27 protein-coding genes and 1 pseudogene are annotated in these 23,237 nt (G+C 71.9%); 13 read left to right on the top strand and 15 right to left on the bottom strand.

From position 1 onward, the window contains the following. The first annotated feature begins 66 nt into the window (after positions 1–66). Entirely contained in the window at positions 67–897 is an 831-nt protein-coding gene (locus AC3EUJ_RS00220) for a Fic family protein (protein ID WP_431958790.1), read from the top strand. Positions 898–1,268: 371 nt separating this feature from the next. Here the strand turns inward: AC3EUJ_RS00220 and AC3EUJ_RS00215 are convergent, their stop codons facing one another. Next, the gene (locus AC3EUJ_RS00215; RefSeq protein ID WP_431958789.1) at positions 1,269–2,099 is read right to left on the bottom strand and encodes an HAD family hydrolase; all 831 of its coding nucleotides are present in this window, start codon (positions 2,097–2,099) and stop codon (positions 1,269–1,271) included. Positions 2,100–2,653: 554 nt separating this feature from the next. Between AC3EUJ_RS00215 and ssd the strand changes: the two genes are divergently transcribed. From ssd to AC3EUJ_RS00200, 3 genes are all read left to right on the top strand, one after another. Beyond that, the gene (gene ssd, locus AC3EUJ_RS00210) at positions 2,654–3,751 is read left to right on the top strand and encodes a septum site-determining protein Ssd (protein ID WP_431958788.1); all 1,098 of its coding nucleotides are present in this window, start codon (positions 2,654–2,656) and stop codon (positions 3,749–3,751) included. Further along, positions 3,748–5,031: a TadA family conjugal transfer-associated ATPase gene (locus tag AC3EUJ_RS00205; RefSeq protein ID WP_431958787.1), complete on the top strand. Its 1,284-nt coding sequence runs from the start codon at positions 3,748–3,750 to the stop codon at positions 5,029–5,031. Before ssd ends, AC3EUJ_RS00205 begins: the two co-directional genes overlap by 4 nt. Before the next feature lie 179 nt (positions 5,032–5,210). After that, positions 5,211–5,438: a GntR family transcriptional regulator gene (locus AC3EUJ_RS00200; RefSeq protein WP_431958786.1), complete on the top strand. Its 228-nt coding sequence runs from the start codon at positions 5,211–5,213 to the stop codon at positions 5,436–5,438. Between the two features lie 54 nt (positions 5,439–5,492). On the opposite strand, the gene AC3EUJ_RS00195 is transcribed toward AC3EUJ_RS00200, so the two are convergent. The 13 genes from AC3EUJ_RS00195 to AC3EUJ_RS00135 form a co-directional block, all read right to left on the bottom strand. Continuing rightward, the gene (locus AC3EUJ_RS00195; RefSeq protein WP_431958785.1) at positions 5,493–6,026 is read right to left on the bottom strand and encodes a hypothetical protein; all 534 of its coding nucleotides are present in this window, start codon (positions 6,024–6,026) and stop codon (positions 5,493–5,495) included. A gap of 156 nt (positions 6,027–6,182) precedes the next feature. After that, positions 6,183–6,803 (bottom strand): helix-turn-helix domain-containing protein, encoded by a 621-nt coding sequence (locus tag AC3EUJ_RS00190; RefSeq protein ID WP_431958784.1) that lies wholly within the window; start codon positions 6,801–6,803, stop codon positions 6,183–6,185. Further along, entirely contained in the window at positions 6,800–7,366 is a 567-nt protein-coding gene (locus AC3EUJ_RS00185) for an HNH endonuclease (protein WP_431959215.1), read from the bottom strand. The genes AC3EUJ_RS00190 and AC3EUJ_RS00185 overlap by 4 nt, the downstream gene beginning before the upstream one ends. A gap of 230 nt (positions 7,367–7,596) precedes the next feature. Further along, positions 7,597–7,755: a hypothetical protein gene (locus AC3EUJ_RS00180; protein ID WP_431958783.1), complete on the bottom strand. Its 159-nt coding sequence runs from the start codon at positions 7,753–7,755 to the stop codon at positions 7,597–7,599. A gap of 98 nt (positions 7,756–7,853) precedes the next feature. After that, entirely contained in the window at positions 7,854–8,192 is a 339-nt protein-coding gene (locus tag AC3EUJ_RS00175) for a hypothetical protein (protein WP_431958782.1), read from the bottom strand. 765 nt (positions 8,193–8,957) lie between these two features. Next, entirely contained in the window at positions 8,958–9,116 is a 159-nt protein-coding gene (locus AC3EUJ_RS00170; RefSeq protein WP_431958781.1) for a hypothetical protein, read from the bottom strand. Positions 9,117–9,184: 68 nt separating this feature from the next. Continuing rightward, a complete protein-coding gene (locus AC3EUJ_RS00165; RefSeq protein ID WP_431958780.1) occupies positions 9,185–9,937 on the bottom strand; it encodes a hypothetical protein in 753 nt (250 codons plus the stop codon). A gap of 37 nt (positions 9,938–9,974) precedes the next feature. After that, positions 9,975–10,220: a hypothetical protein gene (locus tag AC3EUJ_RS00160; RefSeq protein WP_488180929.1), complete on the bottom strand. Its 246-nt coding sequence runs from the start codon at positions 10,218–10,220 to the stop codon at positions 9,975–9,977. Positions 10,221–10,231: 11 nt separating this feature from the next. After that, positions 10,232–10,510 (bottom strand): hypothetical protein, encoded by a 279-nt coding sequence (locus tag AC3EUJ_RS00155; RefSeq protein ID WP_431958778.1) that lies wholly within the window; start codon positions 10,508–10,510, stop codon positions 10,232–10,234. A gap of 194 nt (positions 10,511–10,704) precedes the next feature. Then, positions 10,705–10,953: a hypothetical protein gene (locus tag AC3EUJ_RS00150; protein WP_431958777.1), complete on the bottom strand. Its 249-nt coding sequence runs from the start codon at positions 10,951–10,953 to the stop codon at positions 10,705–10,707. A 9-nt stretch (positions 10,954–10,962) separates the two neighbouring features. Next, a complete protein-coding gene (locus AC3EUJ_RS00145; RefSeq protein ID WP_431958776.1) occupies positions 10,963–11,208 on the bottom strand; it encodes a hypothetical protein in 246 nt (81 codons plus the stop codon). A gap of 112 nt (positions 11,209–11,320) precedes the next feature. Beyond that, positions 11,321–11,821, bottom strand: a complete 501-nt coding sequence (locus tag AC3EUJ_RS00140; protein ID WP_431958775.1) for a hypothetical protein — start codon at positions 11,819–11,821, stop codon at positions 11,321–11,323. Between the two features lie 628 nt (positions 11,822–12,449). Beyond that, positions 12,450–13,988, bottom strand: coding sequence for a recombinase family protein (locus tag AC3EUJ_RS00135; protein ID WP_431958774.1), 1,539 nt, complete (start codon positions 13,986–13,988; stop codon positions 12,450–12,452). Between the two features lie 45 nt (positions 13,989–14,033). Here AC3EUJ_RS00135 and AC3EUJ_RS00130 point away from each other — a divergent pair, with 45 nt between their 5' ends. From AC3EUJ_RS00130 to AC3EUJ_RS00105, 6 genes and pseudogenes are all read left to right on the top strand, one after another. Continuing rightward, positions 14,034–14,360, top strand: coding sequence for an ATPase, T2SS/T4P/T4SS family (locus AC3EUJ_RS00130; protein ID WP_431958773.1), 327 nt, complete (start codon positions 14,034–14,036; stop codon positions 14,358–14,360). Beyond that, complete coding sequence (locus tag AC3EUJ_RS00125; RefSeq protein ID WP_431958772.1) at positions 14,357–15,265, top strand: type II secretion system F family protein; 909 nt, start codon at positions 14,357–14,359, stop codon at positions 15,263–15,265. The genes AC3EUJ_RS00130 and AC3EUJ_RS00125 overlap by 4 nt, the downstream gene beginning before the upstream one ends. Next, positions 15,262–16,035 (top strand): type II secretion system F family protein, encoded by a 774-nt coding sequence (locus AC3EUJ_RS00120; RefSeq protein WP_431958771.1) that lies wholly within the window; start codon positions 15,262–15,264, stop codon positions 16,033–16,035. Before AC3EUJ_RS00125 ends, AC3EUJ_RS00120 begins: the two co-directional genes overlap by 4 nt. Positions 16,036–16,045: 10 nt before the next feature. Further along, positions 16,046–16,243 (top strand): DUF4244 domain-containing protein, encoded by a 198-nt coding sequence (locus tag AC3EUJ_RS00115; RefSeq protein WP_431958770.1) that lies wholly within the window; start codon positions 16,046–16,048, stop codon positions 16,241–16,243. Beyond that, positions 16,230–16,577 (top strand): TadE family type IV pilus minor pilin, encoded by a 348-nt coding sequence (locus AC3EUJ_RS00110; protein WP_431958769.1) that lies wholly within the window; start codon positions 16,230–16,232, stop codon positions 16,575–16,577. The genes AC3EUJ_RS00115 and AC3EUJ_RS00110 overlap by 14 nt, the downstream gene beginning before the upstream one ends. Then, positions 16,574–16,834: pseudogene (locus tag AC3EUJ_RS00105) on the top strand (Rv3654c family TadE-like protein); the annotation flags it as partial. The gene AC3EUJ_RS00110 and the pseudogene AC3EUJ_RS00105, both read left to right, overlap by 4 nt. 56 nt (positions 16,835–16,890) lie before the next feature. On the opposite strand, the gene AC3EUJ_RS00100 reads toward AC3EUJ_RS00105, so the two are convergent. After that, on the bottom strand, positions 16,891–19,296 hold the full coding sequence (locus AC3EUJ_RS00100; RefSeq protein WP_431958768.1) for a DEAD/DEAH box helicase: 2,406 nt from the start codon (positions 19,294–19,296) through the stop codon (positions 16,891–16,893). Between the two features lie 135 nt (positions 19,297–19,431). Between AC3EUJ_RS00100 and bldG the strand changes: the two genes are divergently transcribed. From bldG to AC3EUJ_RS00085, 3 genes are all read left to right on the top strand, one after another. Next, entirely contained in the window at positions 19,432–19,773 is a 342-nt protein-coding gene (gene bldG / locus AC3EUJ_RS00095; RefSeq protein WP_018562186.1) for an anti-sigma factor antagonist BldG, read from the top strand. 84 nt (positions 19,774–19,857) lie between these two features. After that, on the top strand, positions 19,858–20,352 hold the full coding sequence (locus AC3EUJ_RS00090) for an ATP-binding protein (RefSeq protein WP_431958767.1): 495 nt from the start codon (positions 19,858–19,860) through the stop codon (positions 20,350–20,352). A gap of 310 nt (positions 20,353–20,662) precedes the next feature. Beyond that, on the top strand, positions 20,663–23,086 hold the full coding sequence (locus tag AC3EUJ_RS00085; RefSeq protein WP_431958766.1) for a sodium-translocating pyrophosphatase: 2,424 nt from the start codon (positions 20,663–20,665) through the stop codon (positions 23,084–23,086). Positions 23,087–23,237 lie beyond the last annotated feature (151 nt).

Raw genomic sequence — 23,237 nt, 5'->3', positions numbered from 1 at the left:
CGCGGCGCGCGTGACGATGCCCACTCGCCCACCGAGGCGCCGCCGGGGGTGCGTAGGGTCGTGGGTATGGGTACGACAGCTGATCCGCTCGCCGTTCTCGGTTCGCTCCCCGGTGTCGCCGAGTCGGTGGACACCGTACGGAATGCCGTGGACCAGGTCTACGGGCACCGGGTGATGCGCCGCCGCTCCGAGGAGGTGTCCTCGGAGGCGGCGCTGCGCGGCGCCCGCGGTTCCGCGGCGCTCGCCGGCGCCGACTGGGCGCTGGAAGAGGTGCGCAGGCGCAGCGACTTCTCCTCCGATGACGAGTCGCGCGCGGTGGGCGCCGCGCTGCGGCTCACCGCCGAGGCCGGCCAGTTGCTCTCCGTCTGGCGCCGGTCGCCGCTGCAGGCGCTGGCCCGGCTGCACCTGGTCGCGGCCGGCGGCGTCTCACCGGACGAGACGGTCGGCCGGCCGCGGCAGACGGGCGAGAAGGTCGAGGAACCGCTCCTGGACGTCGCCGAGTTCCCGCTGCCCGACACCGCGGAGGTCGTCGCGCGCCTCGACGGGCTCGCCGACCTGCTGCTGTCGGGCAGCCAGGCGCCGGCGCTGGTCGTTGCCGCGGTCGTGCACGGCGAGTTGCTGTGCCTGCGGCCCTTCGGCTCGTACAACGGCATCGTGGCGCGGGCCGCGCAGCGCGTCGTCCTCGTCGGGAGCGGTCTGGACCCCAAGTCCATCTGCCCGGCCGAGGTCGGCCACGCCGAACTCGGGCGCGCGGACTACCTGAAGGCGCTGCGGGGCTACGTCTCCGGCACGCCCGAGGGCATGGCGGCCTGGATCTCGCACTGCGGGCAGGCCGTGGGTCTGGGCGTACGGGAGAGCGTGGCGGTCTGCGAGGCCCTGCAGCGCGGCGCCGCGTAGCACGTAGCACCCGCCGGCCGCGCCCGGCGGGATCCGGGGGCACAAGGTTGCGGCGGCACCGCGTGGGTGCCGCCGCTGGCATGACGGTCGGGTTACCAGGCGTGCACGATGTCTGCCCATCAGGTCGGGGACTTTGCCCGTACCTGGTGCGGCCGGCCCGGTCAGCGGGTCCGCGTCGCGTGGGTTCCCAGCTGTCATGCTCGGTCCGTGGGGCCTGATTCGACGGGGTTCCTCGCGGAAGTCCGTGGTCTCGCGGGCCGTACAACCTTTCTACTGCACCTTCGGGAGAACCGGAACCCCTCACCGCAGTTCTTTGCTGCATACGGGGTCTGATCAGCGCGATCTCCCCGAAGGGTGCGTTCGGGTGCCTATCAGTACAGGACGGGCCTGCGCCGGCGGGCCGCGTACCACACGAGTCCCGCCGTGGCGGCGGCCGCGCCGACCGCGGCGAGCGCCAGCACCGGACCCGAGGGCATCGTCAGCGCGGGCACCCGCTGGTGCAGCCGGACCGGACGGCTGAAGGTGAGTATCGGCCATTCGCGTGACGCCGCCTCCCGGCGCAGCCCGCGGTCGGGGTTGACCGTGTAGGGGTGGCCGACCGACTCGAGCATCGGGATGTCGGTCACCGAGTCGCTGTAGGCGAAGCAGCGTTTGAGGTCGTAACCCTCGGCCGCCGCGAGCTCGGTGATGGCCCGCGCCTTGGCCGGGCCGTAGACGTAGTGTTCGATCCGGCCGGTGTAGCACCCGTCCTCGACCGCCATCCGGGTGGCGATGACGTGGTCCGCGCCGAGCATCTCGCCGATGGGCTCCACGACCTCGGCGCCCGAGGCGCTGACGATGACGACGTCGCGGCCGGCCAGGTGGTGTTCCTCGATGAGGGAGGCCGCCTCGTCGAAGATGATGGGGTCGATGAGGTCGTGGAGGGTCTCGGCCACGATCTCCCGCACCTGCTGCACGTTCCATCCCCGGCACATGTCGGAGAGGTACTTTCGCATCCCCTCCATCTGGTCGTGGTCTGCGCCGCCGAGCAGATAGACGAACTGGGCGTACGCGGTCCGCAGCACGGCGCGGCGGTTGATGAGGCCGCCTTGGTAGAACGGCCTGCTGAACGCCAAGGTGCTCGACTTGGCGATCACCGTCTTGTCGAGATCGAAGAACGCGGCGGTGCGCGGCGACAGGTGGTTTTCCACGAGGACGAGCATAGGGACCCACCATTCGGCGTAAGCTCCTGCGCGTGGGTTTGCCTGAGAAGGCCATCGGGTACACCATGGAAGTCACGGATCGTTCGCGACCGTGCTAACCCGGTCTGGCTCCTCCCCCCCCGAGTCGGACCGTGGGGACGACCCCCGCTCTCCCCCCCGGCGGGGGTCGTCGCATGTCCGGGGGCATATTCAGGCCTTGAGTCCGGACGCGCCCGGCATGTGATCGGCCCCCCGCGGCTTCCGCGGGGGGCCGGTCTTTTTTCTTGTGCGACTACCGTGAGTGACGGATCGCATTCGTTGCGCTGCCCGGCGGAAGCCACTCGGGTGGGTGGCGGGGATATCCACAACGGCCTGGTTATCCACGGATTACCACCAAGATCATCAATTTTCGGCGACTCACGAGACTCTGGCGGCAAATGCCGCGCCGGAGATGGGTCCGGTGCATGTGCCCGATACCGACGGGACGGGCCGGAACGAGCGAGGGGGACGCCGAGGTGGCCGAATCATTCAACGATGAAACAAAAGGAACGCGTGGCGGGTGGCCGTCCGGGCGGGTGTCCGGACGCCCGCGCGGAAAGGACGAATCCGATGGCGGCCCGCTGATCGTCACCGAGGACGGGGCCCTCCTGGACGACCTGCTGCGTCTGTGCGCCGCGGCCGGCGCGGAGCCGGAGGTCGCCTTCGGGGTCCCGCCGGCGCCGGGCAGCTGGGAGGGTGCGCCGCTGGTGCTCGTCGGCGCCGACGACGTCCGCCGGGTGCCGGACACGGCGCACCGCCGGCGGGGCGTGCTCCTCGTCGGCCGGGACTTGGACGATCCCGACGTGTGGCGCCGCGCCGTGGACGTCGGCGCCGAGCACGTCGTCTTCCTGCCCGACGCCGAGACCTGGCTGGTCGACCGGATCGCCGACGTGGCGGAGGGCGCCGGCGACCCGGCCCTGACGATCGGCGTGGTGGGCGGCCGCGGTGGCGCGGGCGCCAGCACCCTGGCCTGCGCGATGGCCGTCACGGCCGCCCGCTCCGGGCGCCGCACCATGCTCGTCGACGCCGATCCGCTCGGCGGCGGGCTGGACGTGCTGCTCGGGGCCGAACGGGTGGGCGGGCTGCGCTGGCCCGACCTCGCCGAGTCACGGGGCCGGGTCAACAGCGGCGCCCTGGAGGAGTCGCTCCCCTGTACGCACGCCCTGAGCGTGCTCAGCTGGGACCGGGGCGACAGCGTCGTCATCCCGCCGCCGGCCATGCGGTCGGTGATGGGCGCCGCCCGGCGGCGCGGCGGCGTGGTGGTCGTCGACCTGCCGCGCCGGATGGACGAGGCCGTGGCCGAGGCGCTCGCCCAGATCGACGTCGGCCTGCTGGTCGTCCCGGCCGAGTTGCGCGCGGTCGCCGCCGCCGGCCGCGTCGCCTCGCGGATGGCCATGGTGCTGCGGGACCTGCGGGTCGTCGCCCGCGGCCCCTTCGGCTCGGGGCTCACCGACGAGACGCTCGCCGAGCTGGTCGGGCTCCCGCTCGCCGGCGAGCTGCCGCCGGAGCCCGGCCTGCGCCTCGCCCTGGACAGCGGCGAGGCACCGGGAAGCAGCGGCCGGGGCCCGCTGGCAGGGTTCTGCTCGGCCTTCCTCACCGCGGCGCTGCCCGGTGGCGGGAGCGTGGCCGCATGAGCGCCGACGTGATGACACCCGCCCTGCTCGACGCCGTGCGCCTGCGGCTGGCCGCCTCGGGGGACGAGCCCACCCCGGCCGGCGTGGCCGCCGCATTGCGGGCGCAGGGCCGGCTGCTGGGCGACACCGAGGTGCTCGACGTGGTGGCCGCCCTGCGCTCGGAGATGGTCGGCGCCGGGCCCCTGGAGGGGCTGCTCGCCGAGCCGGACGTCACCGATGTCCTGGTGAACGGGCCGGACGAGGTGTGGGCCGACCGGGGCGCCGGACTGGAGCGCACCGACGTGCGGTTCGCGGACGCCGCGGCGGTGCGCAGGCTCGCCCAGCGGCTCGCCTCCGCGGCCGGACGACGCCTGGACGACGCCCGGCCCTGGGTGGACGCCCGGCTGCCGGACGGCACCAGGCTGCACGCGGTGCTGCCGCCGGTGGTGGTCGGCGCCCCGTGCCTGTCCCTGCGCGTCGTCCGCACCCGGGCCTTCACCCTGGACGAGCTGATGGCCGCGGGCAGCATGGACGGCGGTACGGCCGCCCTCCTGCGGGCGGTGCTGGACGCCCGCCTGTCGTACCTGGTCTCCGGCGGCACGGGCTCCGGCAAGACCACACTGCTGAGCTGCCTGCTCGGCCTCGTCCCGCCGGGCGAGCGCATCGTCCTCGCCGAGGACTCCGCCGAGCTGCGGCCGCGCCATCCGCACGTCGTACGGCTGGAGACCCGGCCCGCCAACCAGGAAGGCGCCGGGCTGGTCACCCTGCGGGACCTCGTACGGCAGGCGCTGCGCATGCGGCCGGACCGGTTGGTGGTCGGCGAGGTGCGCGGGCCCGAGGTCCTCGATCTGCTGGGCGCCCTCAACACCGGTCACGAAGGCGAATGGCACGCTGACCGTACACGCACCTCTGCCGAATCGTCAGGACGGCCGATTGGGGCGCGTGAACGACGATGCCCCCGGGATGTACCCGAGGGCGGTCGTTCGGCCGTTCAGCGGCGAGCAGGCGCGGTCAGTGGTGCGCGCGGCGAAGGACGTCGAGCAGTGCGCGGGCGGCGGTGCTGTCCAACGCGTCGCCCGGGTCGTCGAGGTGCTTCGCGGCGATCGCGATCACCTTCCCCAGCGCCGCAGTCATGGGCTCCAGGAACACGGCCCGTTCGGCGTCGCCGATCGCTTCGCCAGCCTCCAAGATCGTCTCAACCACCGCGTGAAGAGCGACGGCGGCTTCGACCTCGGCGACGTCTGCGGCCCGGTCCAAGGGGGAGCCCGGCTTGGTCAGGGCGAACACGGTCTTCCCCGTGAGCGGGTCGGTGCCAAGTCGGCGCGGGGCGGTAGCCTCATGCATGTCATTCGCTCCTCTAAGCGAGTGGCCAAGCCCCGGGACGGTTGCCTCCGTCGCCGGGGTCCTCTCGCCGTTGAGCATACGCGCATTCGCGCATGCGCGGTCGCACGATGACGCACATTCGCGGACGCTAGGCACCATGGATCTTGACCGCTCCGTTCCCGTGTGGCCGCAAGTCGCCGACGAGCTCAGGCGGCGCTTGGACGCGGGTACGTACCCGCCCGGCTCTCGTTTCCCGGCGGTCGTCGACCTCGCGGCCGAGCTGGACGTCGCCGCTTCGACCGTTCAGAAGGCGGTGGCGGCGCTGCGCGCGGAGGGGCGACTGCGGACCGTGCTCGGGCAAGGGTCGTTCGTCGCGGACGTGTAAACGCGAAAACGCCCCCCAGCGGTTCACTGAGGGGCGTCTTAGCAGTTGGCCGGGTCAGTCGGTACCCCCGGCAGCGATCGCGGCGCATCCGCCACACCAGTCCTGCGGGCGGCGGCGAGCCGTCCACGCGTCGCGGTGGGTCGGGTGGAAGTCCTGCTCGTTGTGCGTCACGCACAGAGCCATCCACTTGTCGGCGGCATCGATCAGTCCATACTCGGCGCAGTTCACGGACGCCGTGAGCGCACCGGTCGCGCGGACCTTCGCCGCCCAGCGAGCGCCGGGGATCGTGGCGGCGTCGGCGTTCTTGTCGGAGGCGAAGAGTTTCGTCGTACCCGCCGCCTTCGTGGCGCGGGGCTTGCGGCCCTTCGGGGCCTTCCGCTTGGCCTTGGGCTTCGGAGCCTCGACCGGCGCGGGAGCGATCGGCTTCACGAGCTCAGGCGACCGGCGTTCGCAGACCTTGCACGTCGAACCGGTAATGACCGGCTCGCCGTAGACCCCTTGCTTGCCGCAAGCCGTCCAGCCGGAGGCCAGGATGACGTGCACAGCGGCCCCCCGGCCCATCGCGCGGTGCGTGTGTTCGGTGTTCATTCGGTACCCCTCCGCAGTTGCCTGACTCCGCTCTGTAGCGGCGCCGGGAACATTTGAAGACGCTGTTCGGAGGCTTCTCAAGCTCGTGACCAGGGCAAACGCAAAAAGCCCCGCCCCGGCTCGTGATGAACCAGGGCGGGGCGGCGTGTAAACGGTCTAAGCGACGGCGGCCAGGTACCGGCGTGCGGTCCGCTCGGACACACCGAGTCGGTCGGCCAACATCCGGCCGGTCACGCGTTGGCCAGTGGCGGCCAGCTCGCGGACGGCGTCGCGGACGGCGGACATGTCGGCAGCCGGTGCGGCCGGTCGCCGTTCCGCTGGAGTCGCCTTCGGCCTGTTCGTGACCGTGTCCGGTCGCGTGGCCTGCTGGGCGACTGGGGGCGTGTCCGGGACCGGTGCGGCCGGTCGGTCGGCCGGGGCGTCCTGCGTCGTCAGCGGGTCGGCAGCGGGCGCGTGACGCCGGTGCATCCGCCACACGGTCAACGGGAAGACCGCGTGCAGTCCGGCGGACACCCAGGTGTCGACGGCGGCCAGCGGCTCGACGGTCAGCACACCGGCCACGTTCGCGGCGACGGCTACGGCCACGGACAGCGCGACGTCACGCCGTGTCCGGACAGCCCACACCATGAACAGGTCGACGGCCACGGGCACGGCCGGAGCGACGACCGTCGGCACGCCGTGGGACAGCGCCAGGTCGCGCTCGACGGCGAACGAGATGAACATCGCTGCGGCGAGGGCGGCTACGCGGACGGCGGTGGTTACGGAGATGCGTCTCAAGCGGTCACCTCGATGACCTCGACGGGCCAGCCGGCTACCAGGTCGAGGAGCTCGGGGTCGCGGCGAGCGATCCATTCAAGGACCGGGGCGGCGTTCTTCGACGTGTTGCACTCCGCGCAAGCCGGGACGAGGTTCACCGCGTCGTCGCTACCGCCGTGAGCCTGCGGTATGACGTGGTCGGTGTGCTCGGCAGGGCCGCCGCAGTAAACGCACGTCCACAGGTCCATCGCTTCGATGTGAGGCATTGCGGCGCGGCGGAGCTTCGGGTTGTCGCAGTCGCGGCAGTCGACGTTGAGGCCGTCGGCGCGGGTGCGGTTGTCGCTGAATGCGTCGAGCGGGAGTTGCTCACGGCACTTGCGGCACCGCTTCAGGCCGTCCGGTCGAAGTCGCGCACGGCCAGCAGCTATCTCGGCGTCGGTGCGGGCAGCGAGACGAGCGCGGTGCGCCCGGCTGTCGGCAGCGTGGGCACCCGGATTCGCGGCGCACCGGGCGCGCCCGGCGGCAACGTGGTGCGCCCGGCAGATCGTGTCGATCCCGCCGGGCCTGTGCGCGTGGCGCTTCATGTCGCCCACGTCCGCCAGGTGCGGCCCGACGCGGCACCATGCCTGACCGTCCGGCACGGGGTGTGGCCAGCGGTTATCCCATCGGCCCATGGGTTGTCTCCTTCGTTCGCTTGGATCGCCCCGGATACGCCGAAGCCCCCCGGACGAATCCGAGGGGCGTCAGGCGATGGGAGACGCAACCGGGAGCGACCCGGTCATCGTGGAAGTGGGCCAGCTGGCGGCGGGCCTGCTCAGGCGAGATCAGCGATCCGCCGCCGCAGGTCGTCGCCACTCGTACGGACCTCGGGAGCGTCCACCTCGACGATCGCGTCCAGCATGGTGATCATCTGGTTTTCGGCGATGGTCGGGTAACCCGCCGTGCACCACTTGCAGGGCGCGCCCCGATGCACGTAGCTCCTGTGGCGCGGACACAGCCTCGGGTCGACATGCGCGGGGGCGGCTTCGGCCCTCTTCCGCGCCGCCTGCTGACGGGCACTGGGTCGCTTGGTCACTTTTTCTCCTCGATGGTGTAGCCCATACGGGCGCGAGACTGCGGGGTCATGCCGAGCGATTCGCCGAGCGCCTTGACCTCGCGGATCGTGGCTGCGGTACCGGTGCCGTCGAACAGCGTGCGTTCCAGGTGCACGTACGCGGCCACGAGGCCGATCTCCGACTCCGACCACAGCCACGCGGACGGGGTGGCCCAGAGTTCATCCCAGCGGGACGCCTGCGCGTCCGTGAAGTTGGCACCAGGCGGTATCGCCGGAGTAGGCAAGTCGCAGTAGTTCGGCAGCTTGGTGGTCGACTCGCCGCGCTGGATCGGGTTGCGGCGAGCGGGTTGCTTCATTCCGGGCACACCGGCCACGGTTCACCTCACGTTGTGTGGTCGGGGCACGCCCCGGAAAGTTGATACTGGTCAACAAATGCTCGATTCCCCTCCCCCGCGCGTTGAGCCCCCGGGGTCGAAGGGGCCGCCCGCCGGGTGGGGGTCACAATTAGTGACCGAAGGACTCGCGAGCGGTCTTCCGGCCGTGACACGGCGCGCAAAGCGCTTGCAAGTTGGTCTCGTCGAAGCCCCGTGGGCCCTGGATGCCTAGCCCGTCGATGTGGTCGACGACCTTCGCGGGCGGCGCGGCGATCGCGGGCTGGTGGCTTGAGTCTTCACACCACGGGTGCTCGCGGAGGTAAGCACGGCTGGCACGCAGCCAGCGCGCCTGGTCGGTCGAGCTGCCGTCGTTGTGGCTGTCGCGGTACCTCACCCCGGTAGCGTTGTACCGAGCGTGCGCCCGGCACTTACCCCGGTAGGTCTTGCACTGGCACCCATCCACCGGGCACATCTGTAGCGATGCACGCGCACCCTGAGGGCGCGGCCCTGGCTCACATGGGCACTCGGCGCGGGTGCGGCCCTTGGCCTTCCGGGGCTTAGGTTCCGGCTTGGGTGGCTGCGGTACGGCACCAGGCACCACGCCGCGCCAGTCGCCGTCGGCGGGGATCACCATTCCGGTAGCGAGGAAGTTCGCGGCCACCTCGTCGGCGACCTCGAACGTGTCGCCAGCGCTGAGGACCTTGTCGCCCAGCACCAGCTGGTGGAAAGCGGCGACGCGGAGCAACATCAAGGGCGCTCGCGCAGTCGCTGTACGTCGTCGTCGTGCGCCCACGACATCGGCTCGCCGTTGTACAGCGCGGCGGCTCGCTCGCTCGTGGACATGTCGGCCCACTCCCGCTGCGTGATGCCGGGCGGCGGGTAATCGAGGGGTGACGGGTCGGTCATGTGTACTCCTTGGGTTGGGCGCCGACGGGGCGGCAGCGATCGGCCACCGCCCCGAGCCGGCTGATTGGTCAGGCGGCGCCGTCGACGTACTCGGCTTGGCCCTTGGCGACCAGCGCGGCGGCGTGGTGCTCGTCGATCTCCAGCTCCTGGCCATTGACCGTCGATCGGATCGCACGCTTCGGCTTCGCAACGACGCGGCCGTACGACTCGTCGATGGCTCGGACCTCGGCGGCGCCACGGTCGATCGGGAAGCCGTACAGATCGACGGCGGGGCCCTCGGATGCCGTGACCGGCGTAGCTTCGGTGACGTCCGGGCAGTCGGTGTACAGGCCGAGCTTGTCCCAGTTGGTCACCCACGCGCGCCGGGTGAGAGCGGCCCCGTACACCTGCCGGGCGGCGTCAGCGACCCGCTGGGCGTCGATGTATGCGTTCGCGGCCTTGGACACGTCGGCTTCGACCAGCTCCGCGATCGCGGGCATCTCCCGGCGAACAGCGGCCTTGAGCGCGGCGTCGGCCTTGTGGACCTCGGCGGCGAGCTGTCGGAGGGCGCCGATCACACGCGGGCGGCGGCGCTGGGCGGCTTCCAGGTGCGACGGCTCGTCGAGCGGATCACGACCGGCGGCCATGGCATCGCGACCGGCAGCCTCGTCCTTCGCGATGGCGGCGGCCTCCCAGCTGGACATCAGCAGCTCGGCGTGTTCCGACTCGTAGTCGACGAACCGCTCGTAGGCGGCCTCGCGGGCGTCGAGGAACTTGTGAAGGGGCTTGGGGAGGAAGGCACGGGGCGGGATGCCGGTGATGTCGGCGTAGATCTGGGACACGGGGTCTCCTTCGAGGTGTGTGTAAACGCGGTGTGGATCAGTCGCGCGGCTTGGCGCGCAGGTGGTAGCCATCAGCCCACTTGTTCACGAGGGCCCAGACGACATCGCAGGCGATGTCGGCCGCTTCGTCGTACGGGATATCGACCCAGTCCGGCACGGTGAGTGCTTCGACGAGGCGTGTGTATGCGGCTTCACGGGCTGCGACCGTGGACAAGTCGTCACGGGCATTCACGAGGTGAGCTCCGGCGACACGGCGGACGGTCCTGGCCCAACGCTTGCTCACGGGGCCACGGCTCATGCGGCGTCCGACAGCGCCAGGCCGAACACGTACGTACTGCGTCGACCGTCACGCGTCGTCTTCCGGACGACCCACCCGGCATCACGCAGAAGCCGGACCATCACGCCGAGCGGAACAGTCGCCTGCTGCCGTCGGGTGAGCTCGTCGTTCACGGCCCACATGACGCGGGTGACGTTCTCGTACGAGCCGGGGCGCTGGTCGATGACGTCGGGCAGGACGTCGGCAAGCCGGGCGGCGTGGATCTCGTCGCCGGGGCGAAGGTGCTTGGGGTTCATGGGTGGCTCCAGGCATGGCGAAGGGGCGCGCTGCGCGGTCAGCAGCACGCCCCGGGGCGGTTTGGCGTGTGAGGTTGTGGTCGGCGGCTAGATCGTCAGCAGGACGAGCGCGAGGAGTATCAGGAGCGACGAGCCGGCTGTCCAGCGGAACAGCGCGATCAGGTCGGCGCGGGTGATCGTGGGCATGGGTTCCTTCACGTGCGGGCGCTGCGGATCTCTCGGTCGAGCGCGTAGTTCGCGGCGGCGGCGATCATCGCGGCGCGCTGGCTTGCGGGCAGGTGGTCGGGGCCGCGCAAGTCCGAGGTGAGCTCGTCGAAAGCGCGGGCGCGGGTCTCCGGAGATGCGAGTTCGGCGGCGGTGTAGCCCTTCGACCGCAACGCAGCGCGGGCAGCCCAGCGGATCGCCTTCCAGGCGCGGTACGGCACATGCAGGTAGTCGTCCATGGGCGCTCCTCAGTGGTTGGGCAGCAGGCTCGGGGCGTGGGCGGTGAGCGTTGCGTCGAGGTGGCTGAGGGCTTCGTCGTTCTGACGGCGCCAAAACTCGGCGTCGTCGGGGTCGCCCCGGCGTATGGCGTCGGCGCGGTTCGCGGCAGTCCTCGTCAGGTGCGACCAGTTGGCTGCCAGCATTGGCGGGCACGCGGGATGGGCCAGCATGACTGCGAGGTTGGCGGTCGTGTAAACGGTCGTGGGTGCGGCCATGGGGCCTCCATTCGGGAACGAAAGAACCGCCACCCAGCGCGATGCTGAGTGGCGGTGTTGGTGAGGGGACGGTCGTCGCGTGCTCGGCCGTCAGCGGGGCAGCAGTGGCGTGCTACGGGCGTCGCATGGGACGACGGTTGCCGACGATCGCGGCAGTGTCGGGCTGGCGGCAAAACACACACCAGGTGTCGCCGCGAGTCGTCCAGAACGGTCCGGCGCACGACTCGCACTCGCGGAACTCCTTGGTCACCGGCTTACCGCGCCAGCGAAGCCACGCCGACCGGGCGGCGGCGACGCGGGCGCGGGCACGCTCGCGGAGGTCCGGGTCGATGATGTTCCAGCGGGACCGGCGGTCGACGGCTCCAGCGTCGTACGCGCGGTGGCAGCTACGGCACAGCGGAACGTACGCGTCGAGCGAGTCAGCGTAGGTGCGGCGGCGGCGCTGCGATCCGCGATGCACTCGGGCGTCATCGAGCTTGATCTCGTGCCCGGCGTCGCGGTTCAGAGCCCAGTCGCTGGCTTGCAGGCCACAGATGTAGCAGCAGTGGTACTTCGCTGGACCGCGCTGGAAGGAAGCGCGCTGGTGGACAGCGGTATACGGGTTAGACGGCATGGGAGGACCTCCAAACGGTGGATGGGTCATGCGGGCGGCCCGGAAGTGCGCCAGGCACGAACGGGGTGCTCACGCTGCGGCGAGCGCGCGTCCCGAAGGCGGGCATCGGCGCGGCGGGTGCTCAGGCGAGGCGCGGACGGGGCGCGAGCGAGGGGCGCCGGACAGGGCCGCGTGACGCGTGGTGACGAAGAAACGTCACTTCAGGATTGTTGGCTTAGTGAAACCGACCGACCAAAACTACTTGTTGGAATAGCGAGTGACGGTTCTACGTCACGAACCACCACTCCGGCGGGCAGTGCTCAGCTTTGCGCTAGCGCTCTTTCACCGGCGGTTACGCCCGCAGCGCCTGGGCGCCAACGGCCCCGGAGTCGCACCCCGCGTCATCCGCGAGGGCGGCCCCGAGGCCGTCGCTACCCGTGCCGTCCCCAGGCACCCGCCGCAGCACCGAAGTGCCGCGCCACATGTACTAAGTGGGCCAGCACCTCGGAATTGGCTCGGGTCCGTCCCACATAGTGGAGACCAAATTAGTGACGTCGGCCACAACGCCACTGCTGGGCGTGTAAACGACGAAGGGCGGCGCCCCGGGGTCATCGCCCGAGACACCGCCCGTCGGCCGTCAGTGCCGCCGTCAGTCGGCGAGGTCGACGTGCAGTGCGGCCAGTTCCGCCTCCGCCGGGTCCAGGCCACGAAGCCACGCCGGGCCGTCGTAGTCGATCGTCACCCGCGCCGGGTCGAACCGCTTCGGTGCGCCGGGGGTCGCCGGACGGACGACTACCCGCGTACCCAGGTCGGCCAGCAGTGCCCGGCGGCCCTCCTCGTCGCGTCGCTCCCACTCGTCGGCGACGGTGCCTCCGGCGTCGACCCACCTGCCGACGGAGTGCTCGGCCTCGGCCTTGAGCTCGGCCTGTCGCTTCTCCAGTACTTCCAGCTGGCGGTACGCGATGCGCACCGCTGTGCCGTTCGGGTCAAGCGCCTGCAAGTTAATCGAGAGTCGTTCGATCGACGCGGACACCTCGGAGAGTTGGAGGACGGCGGACCCGTCCGGCTCGGCCCAGCGCATCCGGGTGAAATTGCCGAACCGACGGAGGTAGTCCTCAGTGACCAGCTCCTCCAGGTATCGCGCCGTGACGACGTTCGGGCGGTGGATGCCGCGCTTCCCGACACCGGCACGGCACACGTACGTCGAGTAGTCGACGCCCTTCACGGCTCGCCGCTGCCGGTACATCGGGCCGTCGCACTCGGAGCAGCGGGCGATGTGGAGGAGGACGGACTTCCCGGAGCGGTCGGTGCCGCGCCCCTTGGCCTTTTCGTCCAGCGCCGCGCGGACAGCGGCCCAGGTCTCGGCATCGAGGAGTGCGGGGCCAGCTGATATGGGCTTGCCCTTGTTGTCGAGCACGGGCTGATTGGTCAGGGCACCGCGCTTGGTGCCTGGCGTTGCCTGGATGAGCCACCCCCGTACGGCGGGCGTGTACAGCACGTCGCGGAGGGTGGTCGTGTGCCATTGCTGCCCCCGGAGCTCTCGCCCGGCACGGGCGCGGGCGTGATCTGCGGGCGGGAGTACGCCCCTCTTGTTCAGGTCGCGAGCAAGGGCAGCGATCGGCTCGCCGTTGTGGACGAGCCGGCTGGCACACTCGCGGATGATCGCGGCGGCGGGCTCGTCGATCTCCCACCGCTTAGCGTTGACCGGTCCGACCACCTGGTACCCGTACGGCGGGAGCCCTCCGAGGTGGTTGCCCTTGGAGCGGTGGTGCTCCTTCGACGCGGTGATGCGCGCCTTGATCATGTCGCGCTCGTACTCGGCGAACGACGCGAAGACGTTGACGATAAACCGCGACGTCTCCGGGGTGAGTACGCCGTCCGCCGTGACGATGGTCGTATTCGTGGCTTCGGCGGCTTTCAGGAGCCGTTGAAACTCCCAGACCGACCTCGCGTACCGGTCGAGCTTGGCGGCGAGCACGTAGTCGGCCCTGGGGAGCCGGGTCAGCACCTCACGCATGCCGGGGCGGTCCTCAAGCTGGGACGCGCCGGAGACGTTGGTGTCGGTCGCGATGTGGACGACGGTCCAGCCACGGTCGGCGGCGTACCGCTTGCAGGCGGCGATTCGGTGGTCGGGCGCCTCGTCGGCGAACAGGCGAGATAGGCGGTCGTAGATCACGACGGTAGGCACGGGCGGCCCTTTCCTTGGATGGCTAGGAAGTGGGCCATCCGCCCTGTGCCTGTTCATGCACGGTTTACGCGGCACGCGGGCGGCTGCGGGACGGTCCACGCCAACGCCGCGGGGGATGTGCCCGCCCGGCTGGAGGCGCTGGGTGCCGTGGCGGGTCTGGACCGGGCAGCGCTGCACAGCCAGTTGGCGGCCGCCCTGTCAGTGGTGGTGCATCTGGTGCGGGACCGCTCGGGCCGGCGCCGGGTCGCCGAGATCCACGTCCTGGAGCGCGGGCCGGACGGGATCGTCGGCACGGTGCCGGCCCTGCGCGGTGCCGAACGCGGCCCGGGATGGGACCGGTTGGCCGCGCTCTGCGAGAGGGGGCGGCCATGAGCGCCGCGGTGCTCCTTGCCGCCCTGTCGGCGGGCGCCGCTGCCTGGGTGGTGTGCGCTCGGGACGAAGTCCTGCGCAGGGCGCGGACGTTGCTCGGTGGCGGTCCTGAGGCCCGCGGGACGCCCGGCGGGCTCCTGGGGCCAGTCGGGATCGAAACCCGCCTCAGCGGGCTGCTGGAGCCGTTCCGGGTGCGGTTCGGCTGGCGCCTCGGCCGCGAAGTGCTTCTCCTGCCCGGCGGGTTGGTCGCGGGACTGGCCGCAGGCTCGGTGCTGCCGGTCCTGCTCGGGGCGGCCGCGGTGCCACTCGCCGGGCGCGGGCTGCGCGAGCGGGAGCGGCGGGCCGAGGCGGAACGGCGGGCCGTGGCGGTGGGTGCGCTGTGCGCGGCGGTCGCCGGTGACCTGCGGGCCGGACTGGCCCCGCCCGCCGCGCTGGCCGGTGCGCTGGGCCGTGAGGGTTGGCCGGAGCGTCCCGGCCTCTCGGACGCCGCGCTGCCGTTGCTGGCCGCCGCCCGGTTCGCCGGTGACGTACCCGCGGCGCTGCTGGCGGCCGCCCGGCTGGAGGGCGCCGAGGGGCTTTCCGGCGTCGCCGCGTGCTGGCGGGTGGCGATGGACGGAGGTGCCGGGCTCGCGGACGGCCTGGACCGGATCGCGGCCGCGCTGCGTGCCGAACGCGACCAGCGGGAGGACCTGAGGGCCCAGCTTGCGGCGCCCCGCTCCACCGTGGCGCTGCTGGCCCTGCTGCCCGTCTTCGGGCTGGTCCTTGGCACCGGGCTGGGCGCGGATCCGCTGGGCACCCTGCTGCGCACACCCGCCGGGCTGGGCTGCCTGGCGGCGGGCGGGTCATTGGAGTGGGCCGGGCTCGCCTGGACCGCGCGCATCGTCCGGACCGCGGAGGGCGGGTCATGAGCGGCGACGTCGTCCACAGGCTGGGGATCGTCGTGGCCGTCGCCGCCGCCCTCTGCGTCGCGGGCGCGTTCGCCGCCGCCCGGAGGGAGCGCGCCGCGCGGCGCAGGCTCCGGCTGCTCATGGGCATGGCACCCCCTGCCCGGCGCGGCAGCAGGTGGCCGGGTACGGCCCCCGTCCGGGAATGGGCGCCGGTCGCCGGGGTCGCTCTGGGCGCGTTCGCCCTGGTCGGCGGAATCCCCGGCGCGGCGGCCGGGATCGGTGCCGCTTACGCGATACGTCGCCGGCAGCGGCGGCCCCGGCCCGCCGGGCCCGTGGACCAGGCGCGGGCCGCGCGACAGCTGCCACTGGCGGCCGATCTGATGGCGGCCTGCGTGACGGCCGGGGCGGGTCCCCGCGAGGCCGCCGAGGCCGTCGGGCCGTCCCTCGGAGGGCCGCTCGGGGAGGCGCTCACCCGCGCCGCCGCCGAGCTCCGCCTGGGCGGCGACCCCGCGCAGTGCTGGGGCCGGCTGGACCGGCTCGGCTGCCGAGAGCTCGCCCGGTGCCTGGAGCGGGCCACCACGACGGGAGTGCCGCCCGTCGAGGAGATCGCGCGGCTGGCCGCTGGCTGCCGCGCCGAACACGCCCGTCGCGGGGCGGCGCGCGCACGTCGCGCCGGAGTGCTGGTCACCGCCCCGCTGGGGCTGTGCTTCCTGCCGGCCTTCCTCCTCGTGGGGGTCGCGCCGGTGGTCATGGGGCTGGCGGGGGCGATCCTCGCCGGCACGACGAACTGAAGGGGGAGTCATGCGAGTGAAGCGTTGTCTGAGGAAGCTGAGCCGCCGCTGCCGCACCGGCGAGCGCGGGATGACCACGGCCGAGTACGCCGTGGGCACGCTGGCGGCCTGCGGTTTCGCGGCCGTGCTCTACAAGGTGGTCACCTCGGGCGCGGTCAGTTCCGCGCTCAGCGGGCTCATCAAGCGGGCCCTCGATGTGGCGTTCTGAGCGCCGCGGCGACGCCGGCTACGTCACGGCGGAGGCCGCGGTGGTCATCCCGTCGCTGGTGTTCCTCACGGGGCTGCTGCTGTGGGGGCTGGCCGCGGCGGCCGCGCAGATCCGCTGCGTCGACGCCGCACGGGCCGGAGCGCGCGCGGCCGCCCGCGAGGAGCGGGACGGCGCGGTGCTGCAGGCGGCCCGCACGGCGGCTCCCGCCGGGGCCGTGGTCTTCCTCCACCGGGGCGGCGATGTGGTCCGGGTGACCGTCGAGGTCCGCTCCCTGTCCCTCACGCTCCGCGGGGAGGCGGTCGCCGCCGTGGAGGGAACGGGGGAGCGGCCGTGAGCCGGCGAGCGGACGACCAGGGCTCCGCGACGGTCTGGACGGCGCTTCTGGGGGCGCTGCTGGCGCTGGCCGCGTGCGCCGTGCTGACGTTCGGCGCCGCCGTCGCGGCACGGCACCGCGCGGGGGCGGCCGCGGACCTCGCGGCGCTCGCCGCCGCCGACCACGCCCTGCGGGGTGGCGCGGAGGCCTGTGCCACGGCCGGACGGGTGGCCGCCGCCCAGCACGCCCGGCTGTTGCGCTGTGTGGTCAGCGGTGAGATCGCCGACGTCACGGCCGCGGTCGGGCCCGCCCGGGTGCGCTCCCGGGCCGGGCCTCAGGGCTCCGGATCCGGGGCGGGCGCGGGGACGGCGGGGGCGGGCTCCGACGGGCCCTCCGTCGCAAGGAGCACGTCGAGCAGACGTACCGCGCCCTGCTTGTCCAGCGGGTCGTTGCCGTTGCCGCACTTGGGCGACTGCACACAGGAGGGGCAGCCGAACTCGCACTCGCAGGAGGCGATCGCCTCGCGGGTGGCGGTGAGCCAGCCGCGGGCGGTGCGGAAGGCCCGCTCCGCGAAGCCCGCGCCACCGGGATGGCCGTCGTACACGAAGACGGTCGGCAGCCCGGTGTCCTGGTGGAGCGGCACGGAGACCCCGCCGATGTCCCAGCGGTCGCAGGTGGCGAAGAGCGGGAGGAGACCGATCGAGGCGTGCTCGGCCGCATGGAGGGCGCCGGGCAGCTCCTCGGGGTGGATACGCGCCGCGTCGAGCTGATCGTCGGTGACCGTCCACCACACGGCTCGGGTCCGCAGGGTGCGCGGTGGCAGGTCCAGCCTGGTCTCGCCCATCACCTCGTTGGTGATCAGCCGGCGGCGCAGGAAGGAGACGACCTGATGGGTGACCTCGACGGAGCCGAAGTGGAGGCGGGCCTCGCCCCACTCCTCCACCAGGTCCTCGTCGAGCACGGAGATCGCCGTGGTGTCGCGGGCCATCGTCGAGTACGGCGGGTCGGCCCGCTCCACCAGCGCGACGGAGTCCTCCAGGTCCAGGTGCCGGACGAGATAGGTACGGCCCTGGTGCAGATGGACGGCGCCTTCGTGGACGGTGGTGTGCGCGGCGCCCGCGTCGACGGTGCCGAGCAGGCGCCCGGTCCCGGCCTCGACCACCTGGACGGGCTTGCCGCCCTCGCCTCGGATGTCGGTGAGGTCGGCGGCCCTCTCCCGCCGCGTCCAGAACCAGCCACCGGTACGGCGCCGCAGCAGGCCGCGGCGCTCCAGCTGCGGCAGCAGCCCGGCGGTCTCGGGCCCGAAGAGCGCCAGGTCCTCCTCGCCCAGCGGCAGCTCGGCCGCCGCGGCGCACAGGTGCGGGGCGAGGACGTAGGGGTTGTCGGGGTCGAGCACGGTCGACTCGACGGGACGCCGGAAGAGGGCGTCCGGGTGGTGCACGAGGTAGGTGTCCAGCGGGTCGTCGCGGGCGATCAGCACCGCCAGTGCCCCCTGGCCGGACCGTCCCGCCCGGCCCGCCTGCTGCCACAGGGAGGCCCTGGTGCCCGGGTACCCGGCCAGGAGCACGGCGTCGAGCCCGGAGACGTCCACGCCCAGCTCCAGGGCCGTCGTGGAGGCCAGTCCGAGGAGCCGCCCGGTGTGCAGGTCCCGTTCGATGGCCCGGCGCTCCTGGGGCAGGTAACCGCCCCGGTAGGCGGCGACCCGGCGGGGCAGCCGGCGGTCGATCTCGGCGAGGCGTTCCTGGGCGATGACGGAGATCAGCTCGGCGGCCCGCCGGGAGCGCACGAAGGCGACGGTGCGGGTGCCGTCGAGCACCAGGTCCGTCAGTAGGTCGGCGGCCTCTGCGGTGGCGGTGCGGCGCACCGGGGCGCCGTGCTCCCCGCTGAGCTCGGTGAGCGGGGGCTCCCACAGGGCGAAGGCGACCTCGCCGCGGGGCGAGGCGTCCTCGGTGACCTCGGCGACGGGCACACCGGTCAGCCGGGTGGCGGTGGCGCCGGGGTCGGCGGCGGTCGCGGAGGCGAGGAGGAAGACGGGATCAGCCCCGTAGCGGGCGCAGACGCGCCGCAGCCTGCGTATGACCTGGGCGACGTGCGAGCCGAACACGCCCCGGTAGCTGTGGCACTCGTCGATCACGACGTAGCGCAGCCGCCGGAGGAAGGAGGACCACCGGGAATGGCCCGGCAGGACGCCCAGATGGAGCATGTCGGGGTTGGTGAGCACGTAGGTCGCGTACTGGCGGACCCACTCGCGTTCCTCGAACGGCGTGTCGCCGTCGTAGACCGCCGCGCGCACCGCCTTGCCCAGCGGGGCGGCGAGCTCGGCCACGGCACGGCGCTGGTCGGCCGCCAGGGCCTTCGTGGGTGCCAGGTAGAGCGCGGTGGCACCCCGGCCGTTCGGGGCCTCGGAGCCCTCCAGGAGGGCGCTGAGGACCGGCACGAGGTACGCCAGGGACTTGCCGGAGGCCGTCCCCGTGGCGACCACCGCGGAGGTGCCGGCGAGGGCGTGGGCGGCCACCCGGGCCTGGTGCTCCCAGGGCTGTTCGATGCCGCACGCGCGGACCGCGTCGATCACCTCCGGGCGGATCTGATCAGGCCAATCGGCATGGCGACCCGCCCGCGGGGGCAAGTGCTCCGTATGGGTGATGCGCGCGGCCCTGCCCGCCCCCGTGGCAAGCCGCTCCAGGAGGGCGACGGGGGAGGTACGGCCGTGCGCCGACTGCGGAAGATGATCCTGAGCCATCGGCACTCAGTGTGTCACTGGCATGACGGACAATCGCCGTAAGGCGTCGTGCATGCCCGCTGGTAAGTGATTGAATGCCATCGCGGCTGCCGATCCATGGGGGGCGACCGCTCGATGCAAGGTGCTGGAGGATCCGTGGACCTGTCCCTGTCGACTCGAACCGTCGGCGACCGTACGGTCGTCGAGGTCGGCGGCGAGATTGATGTGTACACCGCACCCAAGCTGCGGGAGCAGCTGGTGGAACTCGTGAACGACGGTAGCTACCACCTGGTCGTGGACATGGAAGGCGTGGACTTCCTGGACTCGACCGGACTGGGTGTGCTCGTCGGCGGGCTCAAGCGGGTTCGCGCGCATGAAGGCTCGCTGCGCCTGGTGTGCAACCAGGAGCGCATTCTCAAGATTTTCCGTATCACCGGCCTGACCAAGGTGTTCCCCATCCACACCTCGGTCGACGAGGCCGTCGCGGCGACCGACTGACGTTCGGCGCCGGACCGCGGGGCTCCGGGCGACGCCGACGCCCGGGCCCCTGTGTTGCCCGCCCACAGGCACGAGGGGGAGGCCATGCCCACCGTAGAACTGCTCTTCAGCGCACTGCCGGAGCACGTCCGCACCGCACGACTGGTGGCGGCTGCGGTAGCCCGCAGGGCAGGGGTGGACGAGGCCGTCCTCGACGAGGTCCGGCTCGCCGTCGGTGAGGCGTGCAGCCGGGCCGTCGGGCTGTACCGCAGCAGCGGTGCGGACCGTCCGGTGCGGGTGGTGCTGACCGAGGAGGAGAAGAAGTTCTCCATCGAGGTCGGCGACAAGTCCTCGGAGGCGGACGACCGCCCGGCCGACGCCGCAAATGTGCCCTCGGCGCGTGGTGACAGCCCCGCCGAGCACCCCGAGTCGCTTCCCGACGGCTCGTCCTCCTCGTCCGACTCCTCCGAGGCGGAGGACGAGGGCCAGATGGGTCTGGCCGTCATCAGTGGCCTCGTCGACGACGTCGAGGTCTTCTCGGGAGAGTACGGCGATGTCATCCGGATGAGCTGGCCGCTGAACCCGGCCGCGCTCTCCTAGCCGCCCCGCCCCTTCACGCGCTCCTCCTGCCGAGCCGCCTGCGAGCTTCACCGCAGGTCAGCTCGGCGTGCGCGGATTCACCCGGTGGTTGATCCACTTACACGGTGACTGTTCACCTTTTCCGGTGATATCTGTGGGCGATCTCCTTTGCTACATCCCCGGCCTCGGCGAATTTCGTTTCCTGCGCCCTGTTTTGATCTAGTTCGGCTCCCTACAATCCGTCCATCTTTGCTCAGCTCACAAGCCTGAGCGTCGCGGCTGCTAAGTCGCCGGAGCCGCGCGCCCACGTGCCAAACGTCAAGGAGGACGAATGGCGGGGCCACTCACCCCTCACCTGCAGGACATCGCTCAACCCCTGGCCGCATCACCCGTACTGACCGACGGCAACCGCAATCTCGTGCTCGTCATCGTGGTGGTGGCACTGGCCGCCCTGGTGCTCGCCGTGGTGCTGGTACGTCAAGTGCTCAGTGCCGACGAGGGCACCGACAGCATGAAGAAGATCGCGGCTGCCGTGCAGGAAGGCGCAAACGCCTACCTCGCACGGCAGTTCCGCACTCTGGGAGCTTTCGCGGTCGTCGCGTTCTTCCTGCTCATGTTGCTGCCCGCGGACACCACGTCGCAGCGCATCGGCCGTAGCGTGTTCTTCCTGGTGGGCGCCGGCTTCTCGGCGGTCACCGGCTACATCGGCATGTGGCTGGCGGTGCGCAGCAACGTCCGCGTGGCCGCGGCCGCACGAGCCGCGACCCCGGCGCAGGGTGAGCCCGCGGCGGACCTGACGACCGTCTCGCACCGCGCGATGAAGATCGCCTTCCGCACCGGCGGTGTGGTCGGCATGTTCACCGTGGGCCTGGGTCTGCTGGGCGCCTCCGTCGTCGTGCTGGTCTACAAGGCCGACGCGCCCAAGGTGCTGGAGGGCTTCGGCTTCGGTGCCGCGCTGCTCGCGATGTTCATGCGTGTCGGCGGCGGGATCTTCACCAAGGCCGCGGACGTCGGCGCCGACCTGGTCGGCAAGGTCGAGCAGGGCATCCCCGAGGACGACCCGCGCAACGCCGCCACCATCGCGGACAACGTCGGCGACAACGTCGGCGACTGCGCAGGCATGGCGGCCGACCTGTTCGAGTCGTACGCCGTCACCCTGGTGGCCGCGCTCATCCTCGGCAAGGTCGCCTTCGGCGACTCCGGTCTGGCCTTCCCGCTGCTGATCCCGGCGATCGGTGTGCTCACCGCCATGATCGGCATCTTCGCGGTGGCCCCCCGCCGCAAGGACCGCAGCGGCATGACCGCCATCAACCGCGGCTTCTTCGTCTCCGCGGTGATCTCGCTGGCGATGGTGGCCGTCGCGGCGTTCGTGTATCTGCCCTCGACGTACGCGGAGCTGGCAAACGTGCCCGGCGACATCGCCTCGCACGGCGGTGACCCGCGCATCCTGGCGCTGGTCGCGGTCGCCATCGGCATCGTGCTGGCGGCGCTCATCCAGCAGCTCACGGGCTACTTCACCGAGACCAACCGGCGCCCGGTGCGGGACATCGGCAAGACGTCCCTGACCGGGCCCGCCACCGTCGTCCTGTCCGGCATCTCCGTCGGTCTGGAGTCGGCGGTGTACTCGGCCGTCCTCATCGGCCTCTCGGTGTACGGCGCCTTCCTGCTGGGCGGTGCCTCGATCTGGCTCGCCCTGTTCGCGGTGGCGCTGGCCGGTACCGGTCTGCTCACCACCGTCGGCGTGATCGTCGCCATGGACACCTTCGGCCCGGTCTCCGACAACGCCCAGGGCATCGCCGAGATGTCCGGCGACGTCCACGGCGAGGGCGCCAAGGTGCTCACCGACCTCGACGCGGTCGGCAACACCACCAAGGCGATCACCAAGGGCATCGCCATCGCGACCGCCGTGCTCGCCGCGACCGCCCTGTTCGGCTCTTTCAAGGAGGCCGTCGACACCGCGGTGCGGGAGGCGAACATCTCCGCCGCAGACCTCAGGTGGCTGGACCTGGACATCTCCCAGCCCAACAACCTGGTCGGCCTGCTGCTCGGTGCGGCCGTCGTCTTCCTCTTCTCCGGACTGGCGATCAACGCCGTGTCCCGGTCCGCCGGCTCGGTGGTCTTCGAGGTGCGCCGGCAGTTCCGCGAGCACCCCGGGATCATGGACTACACGGAGAAGCCCGAGTACGGGCGCGTCGTCGACATCTGCACCAAGGACGCGCTGCGCGAGCTGGCCACCCCCGGTCTGCTCGCCGTCCTCGCCCCGATCGCCGTGGGCTTCGCGCTCGGCATCGGCTCGCTGGGCTCGTACCTCGCCGGGGCCATCGGCGCGGGCACGCTCATGGCGGTGTTCCTGGCCAACTCCGGTGGTGCCTGGGACAACGCGAAGAAGCTCGTCGAGGACGGCCACTACGGGGGCAAGGGCAGCGAGGCCCACGCCGCCACCGTCATCGGCGACACCGTCGGCGACCCCTTCAAGGACACCGCGGGTCCGGCCATCAACCCGCTGCTCAAGGTCATGAACCTGGTGGCGCTGCTGGTCGCCCCCGCGGTGGTGAAGTTCTCCTACGGCGACGACGCCAACCTGGGCGTGCGGATCGGCGCCGCGGCCGTGGCGCTCCTGGTCGTCGTCGCCGCCGTCTACATCTCCAAGCGGCGCGGCATCGCGGTCGGGGATGACGAGGGCGCCGACACCGGCCACGACGACACCGCGAGCACGAAGCGATCAGCCGACCCAAATGCGACGGCCACGGTCTGACGTAGCGTTGGCTCATCCTGATACGGCGGCGGGCGTCATCCTCCGGGGTGGCGCCCGCCGCCTGCGCCCACGTCAGATGCATCACCCTCTTCTTGGTTCATAAGGAGCAATAGTGGGCATATCGAGTGGAAGCGATGTGGCCCGCGGACAA

It is taken from the genome of Actinacidiphila sp. bgisy160 (assembly GCF_057707815.1).
Note: the sequence above shows the minus strand (reverse complement) of the source record. Positions and strands in the feature narration are given on the sequence as shown.

What these genes read in the sequence shown, in the direction of transcription:
- AC3EUJ_RS00220 (WP_431958790.1), top strand. Translation starts at nt 67, where the DNA reads ATGGGTACGACAGCTGATCCGCTCGCCGTTCTCGGTTCGCTCCCCGGT.
- AC3EUJ_RS00215 (WP_431958789.1), bottom strand. Translation starts at nt 2,099, where the DNA reads ATGCTCGTCCTCGTGGAAAACCACCTGTCGCCGCGCACCGCCGCGTTC.
- AC3EUJ_RS00205 (WP_431958787.1), top strand. Translation starts at nt 3,748, where the DNA reads ATGAGCGCCGACGTGATGACACCCGCCCTGCTCGACGCCGTGCGCCTG.
- AC3EUJ_RS00200 (WP_431958786.1), top strand. Translation starts at nt 5,211, where the DNA reads ATGGATCTTGACCGCTCCGTTCCCGTGTGGCCGCAAGTCGCCGACGAG.
- AC3EUJ_RS00195 (WP_431958785.1), bottom strand. Translation starts at nt 6,026, where the DNA reads ATGAACACCGAACACACGCACCGCGCGATGGGCCGGGGGGCCGCTGTG.
- AC3EUJ_RS00185 (WP_431959215.1), bottom strand. Translation starts at nt 7,366, where the DNA reads ATGAAGCGCCACGCGCACAGGCCCGGCGGGATCGACACGATCTGCCGG.
- AC3EUJ_RS00175 (WP_431958782.1), bottom strand. Translation starts at nt 8,192, where the DNA reads ATGAAGCAACCCGCTCGCCGCAACCCGATCCAGCGCGGCGAGTCGACC.
- AC3EUJ_RS00170 (WP_431958781.1), bottom strand. Translation starts at nt 9,116, where the DNA reads ATGACCGACCCGTCACCCCTCGATTACCCGCCGCCCGGCATCACGCAG.
- AC3EUJ_RS00155 (WP_431958778.1), bottom strand. Translation starts at nt 10,510, where the DNA reads ATGAACCCCAAGCACCTTCGCCCCGGCGACGAGATCCACGCCGCCCGG.
- AC3EUJ_RS00150 (WP_431958777.1), bottom strand. Translation starts at nt 10,953, where the DNA reads ATGGACGACTACCTGCATGTGCCGTACCGCGCCTGGAAGGCGATCCGC.
- AC3EUJ_RS00145 (WP_431958776.1), bottom strand. Translation starts at nt 11,208, where the DNA reads ATGGCCGCACCCACGACCGTTTACACGACCGCCAACCTCGCAGTCATG.
- AC3EUJ_RS00140 (WP_431958775.1), bottom strand. Translation starts at nt 11,821, where the DNA reads ATGCCGTCTAACCCGTATACCGCTGTCCACCAGCGCGCTTCCTTCCAG.
- AC3EUJ_RS00125 (WP_431958772.1), top strand. Translation starts at nt 14,357, where the DNA reads ATGAGCGCCGCGGTGCTCCTTGCCGCCCTGTCGGCGGGCGCCGCTGCC.
- AC3EUJ_RS00120 (WP_431958771.1), top strand. Translation starts at nt 15,262, where the DNA reads ATGAGCGGCGACGTCGTCCACAGGCTGGGGATCGTCGTGGCCGTCGCC.
- AC3EUJ_RS00115 (WP_431958770.1), top strand. Translation starts at nt 16,046, where the DNA reads ATGCGAGTGAAGCGTTGTCTGAGGAAGCTGAGCCGCCGCTGCCGCACC.
- AC3EUJ_RS00110 (WP_431958769.1), top strand. Translation starts at nt 16,230, where the DNA reads ATGTGGCGTTCTGAGCGCCGCGGCGACGCCGGCTACGTCACGGCGGAG.
- AC3EUJ_RS00100 (WP_431958768.1), bottom strand. Translation starts at nt 19,296, where the DNA reads ATGGCTCAGGATCATCTTCCGCAGTCGGCGCACGGCCGTACCTCCCCC.
- AC3EUJ_RS00090 (WP_431958767.1), top strand. Translation starts at nt 19,858, where the DNA reads ATGCCCACCGTAGAACTGCTCTTCAGCGCACTGCCGGAGCACGTCCGC.
- AC3EUJ_RS00085 (WP_431958766.1), top strand. Translation starts at nt 20,663, where the DNA reads ATGGCGGGGCCACTCACCCCTCACCTGCAGGACATCGCTCAACCCCTG.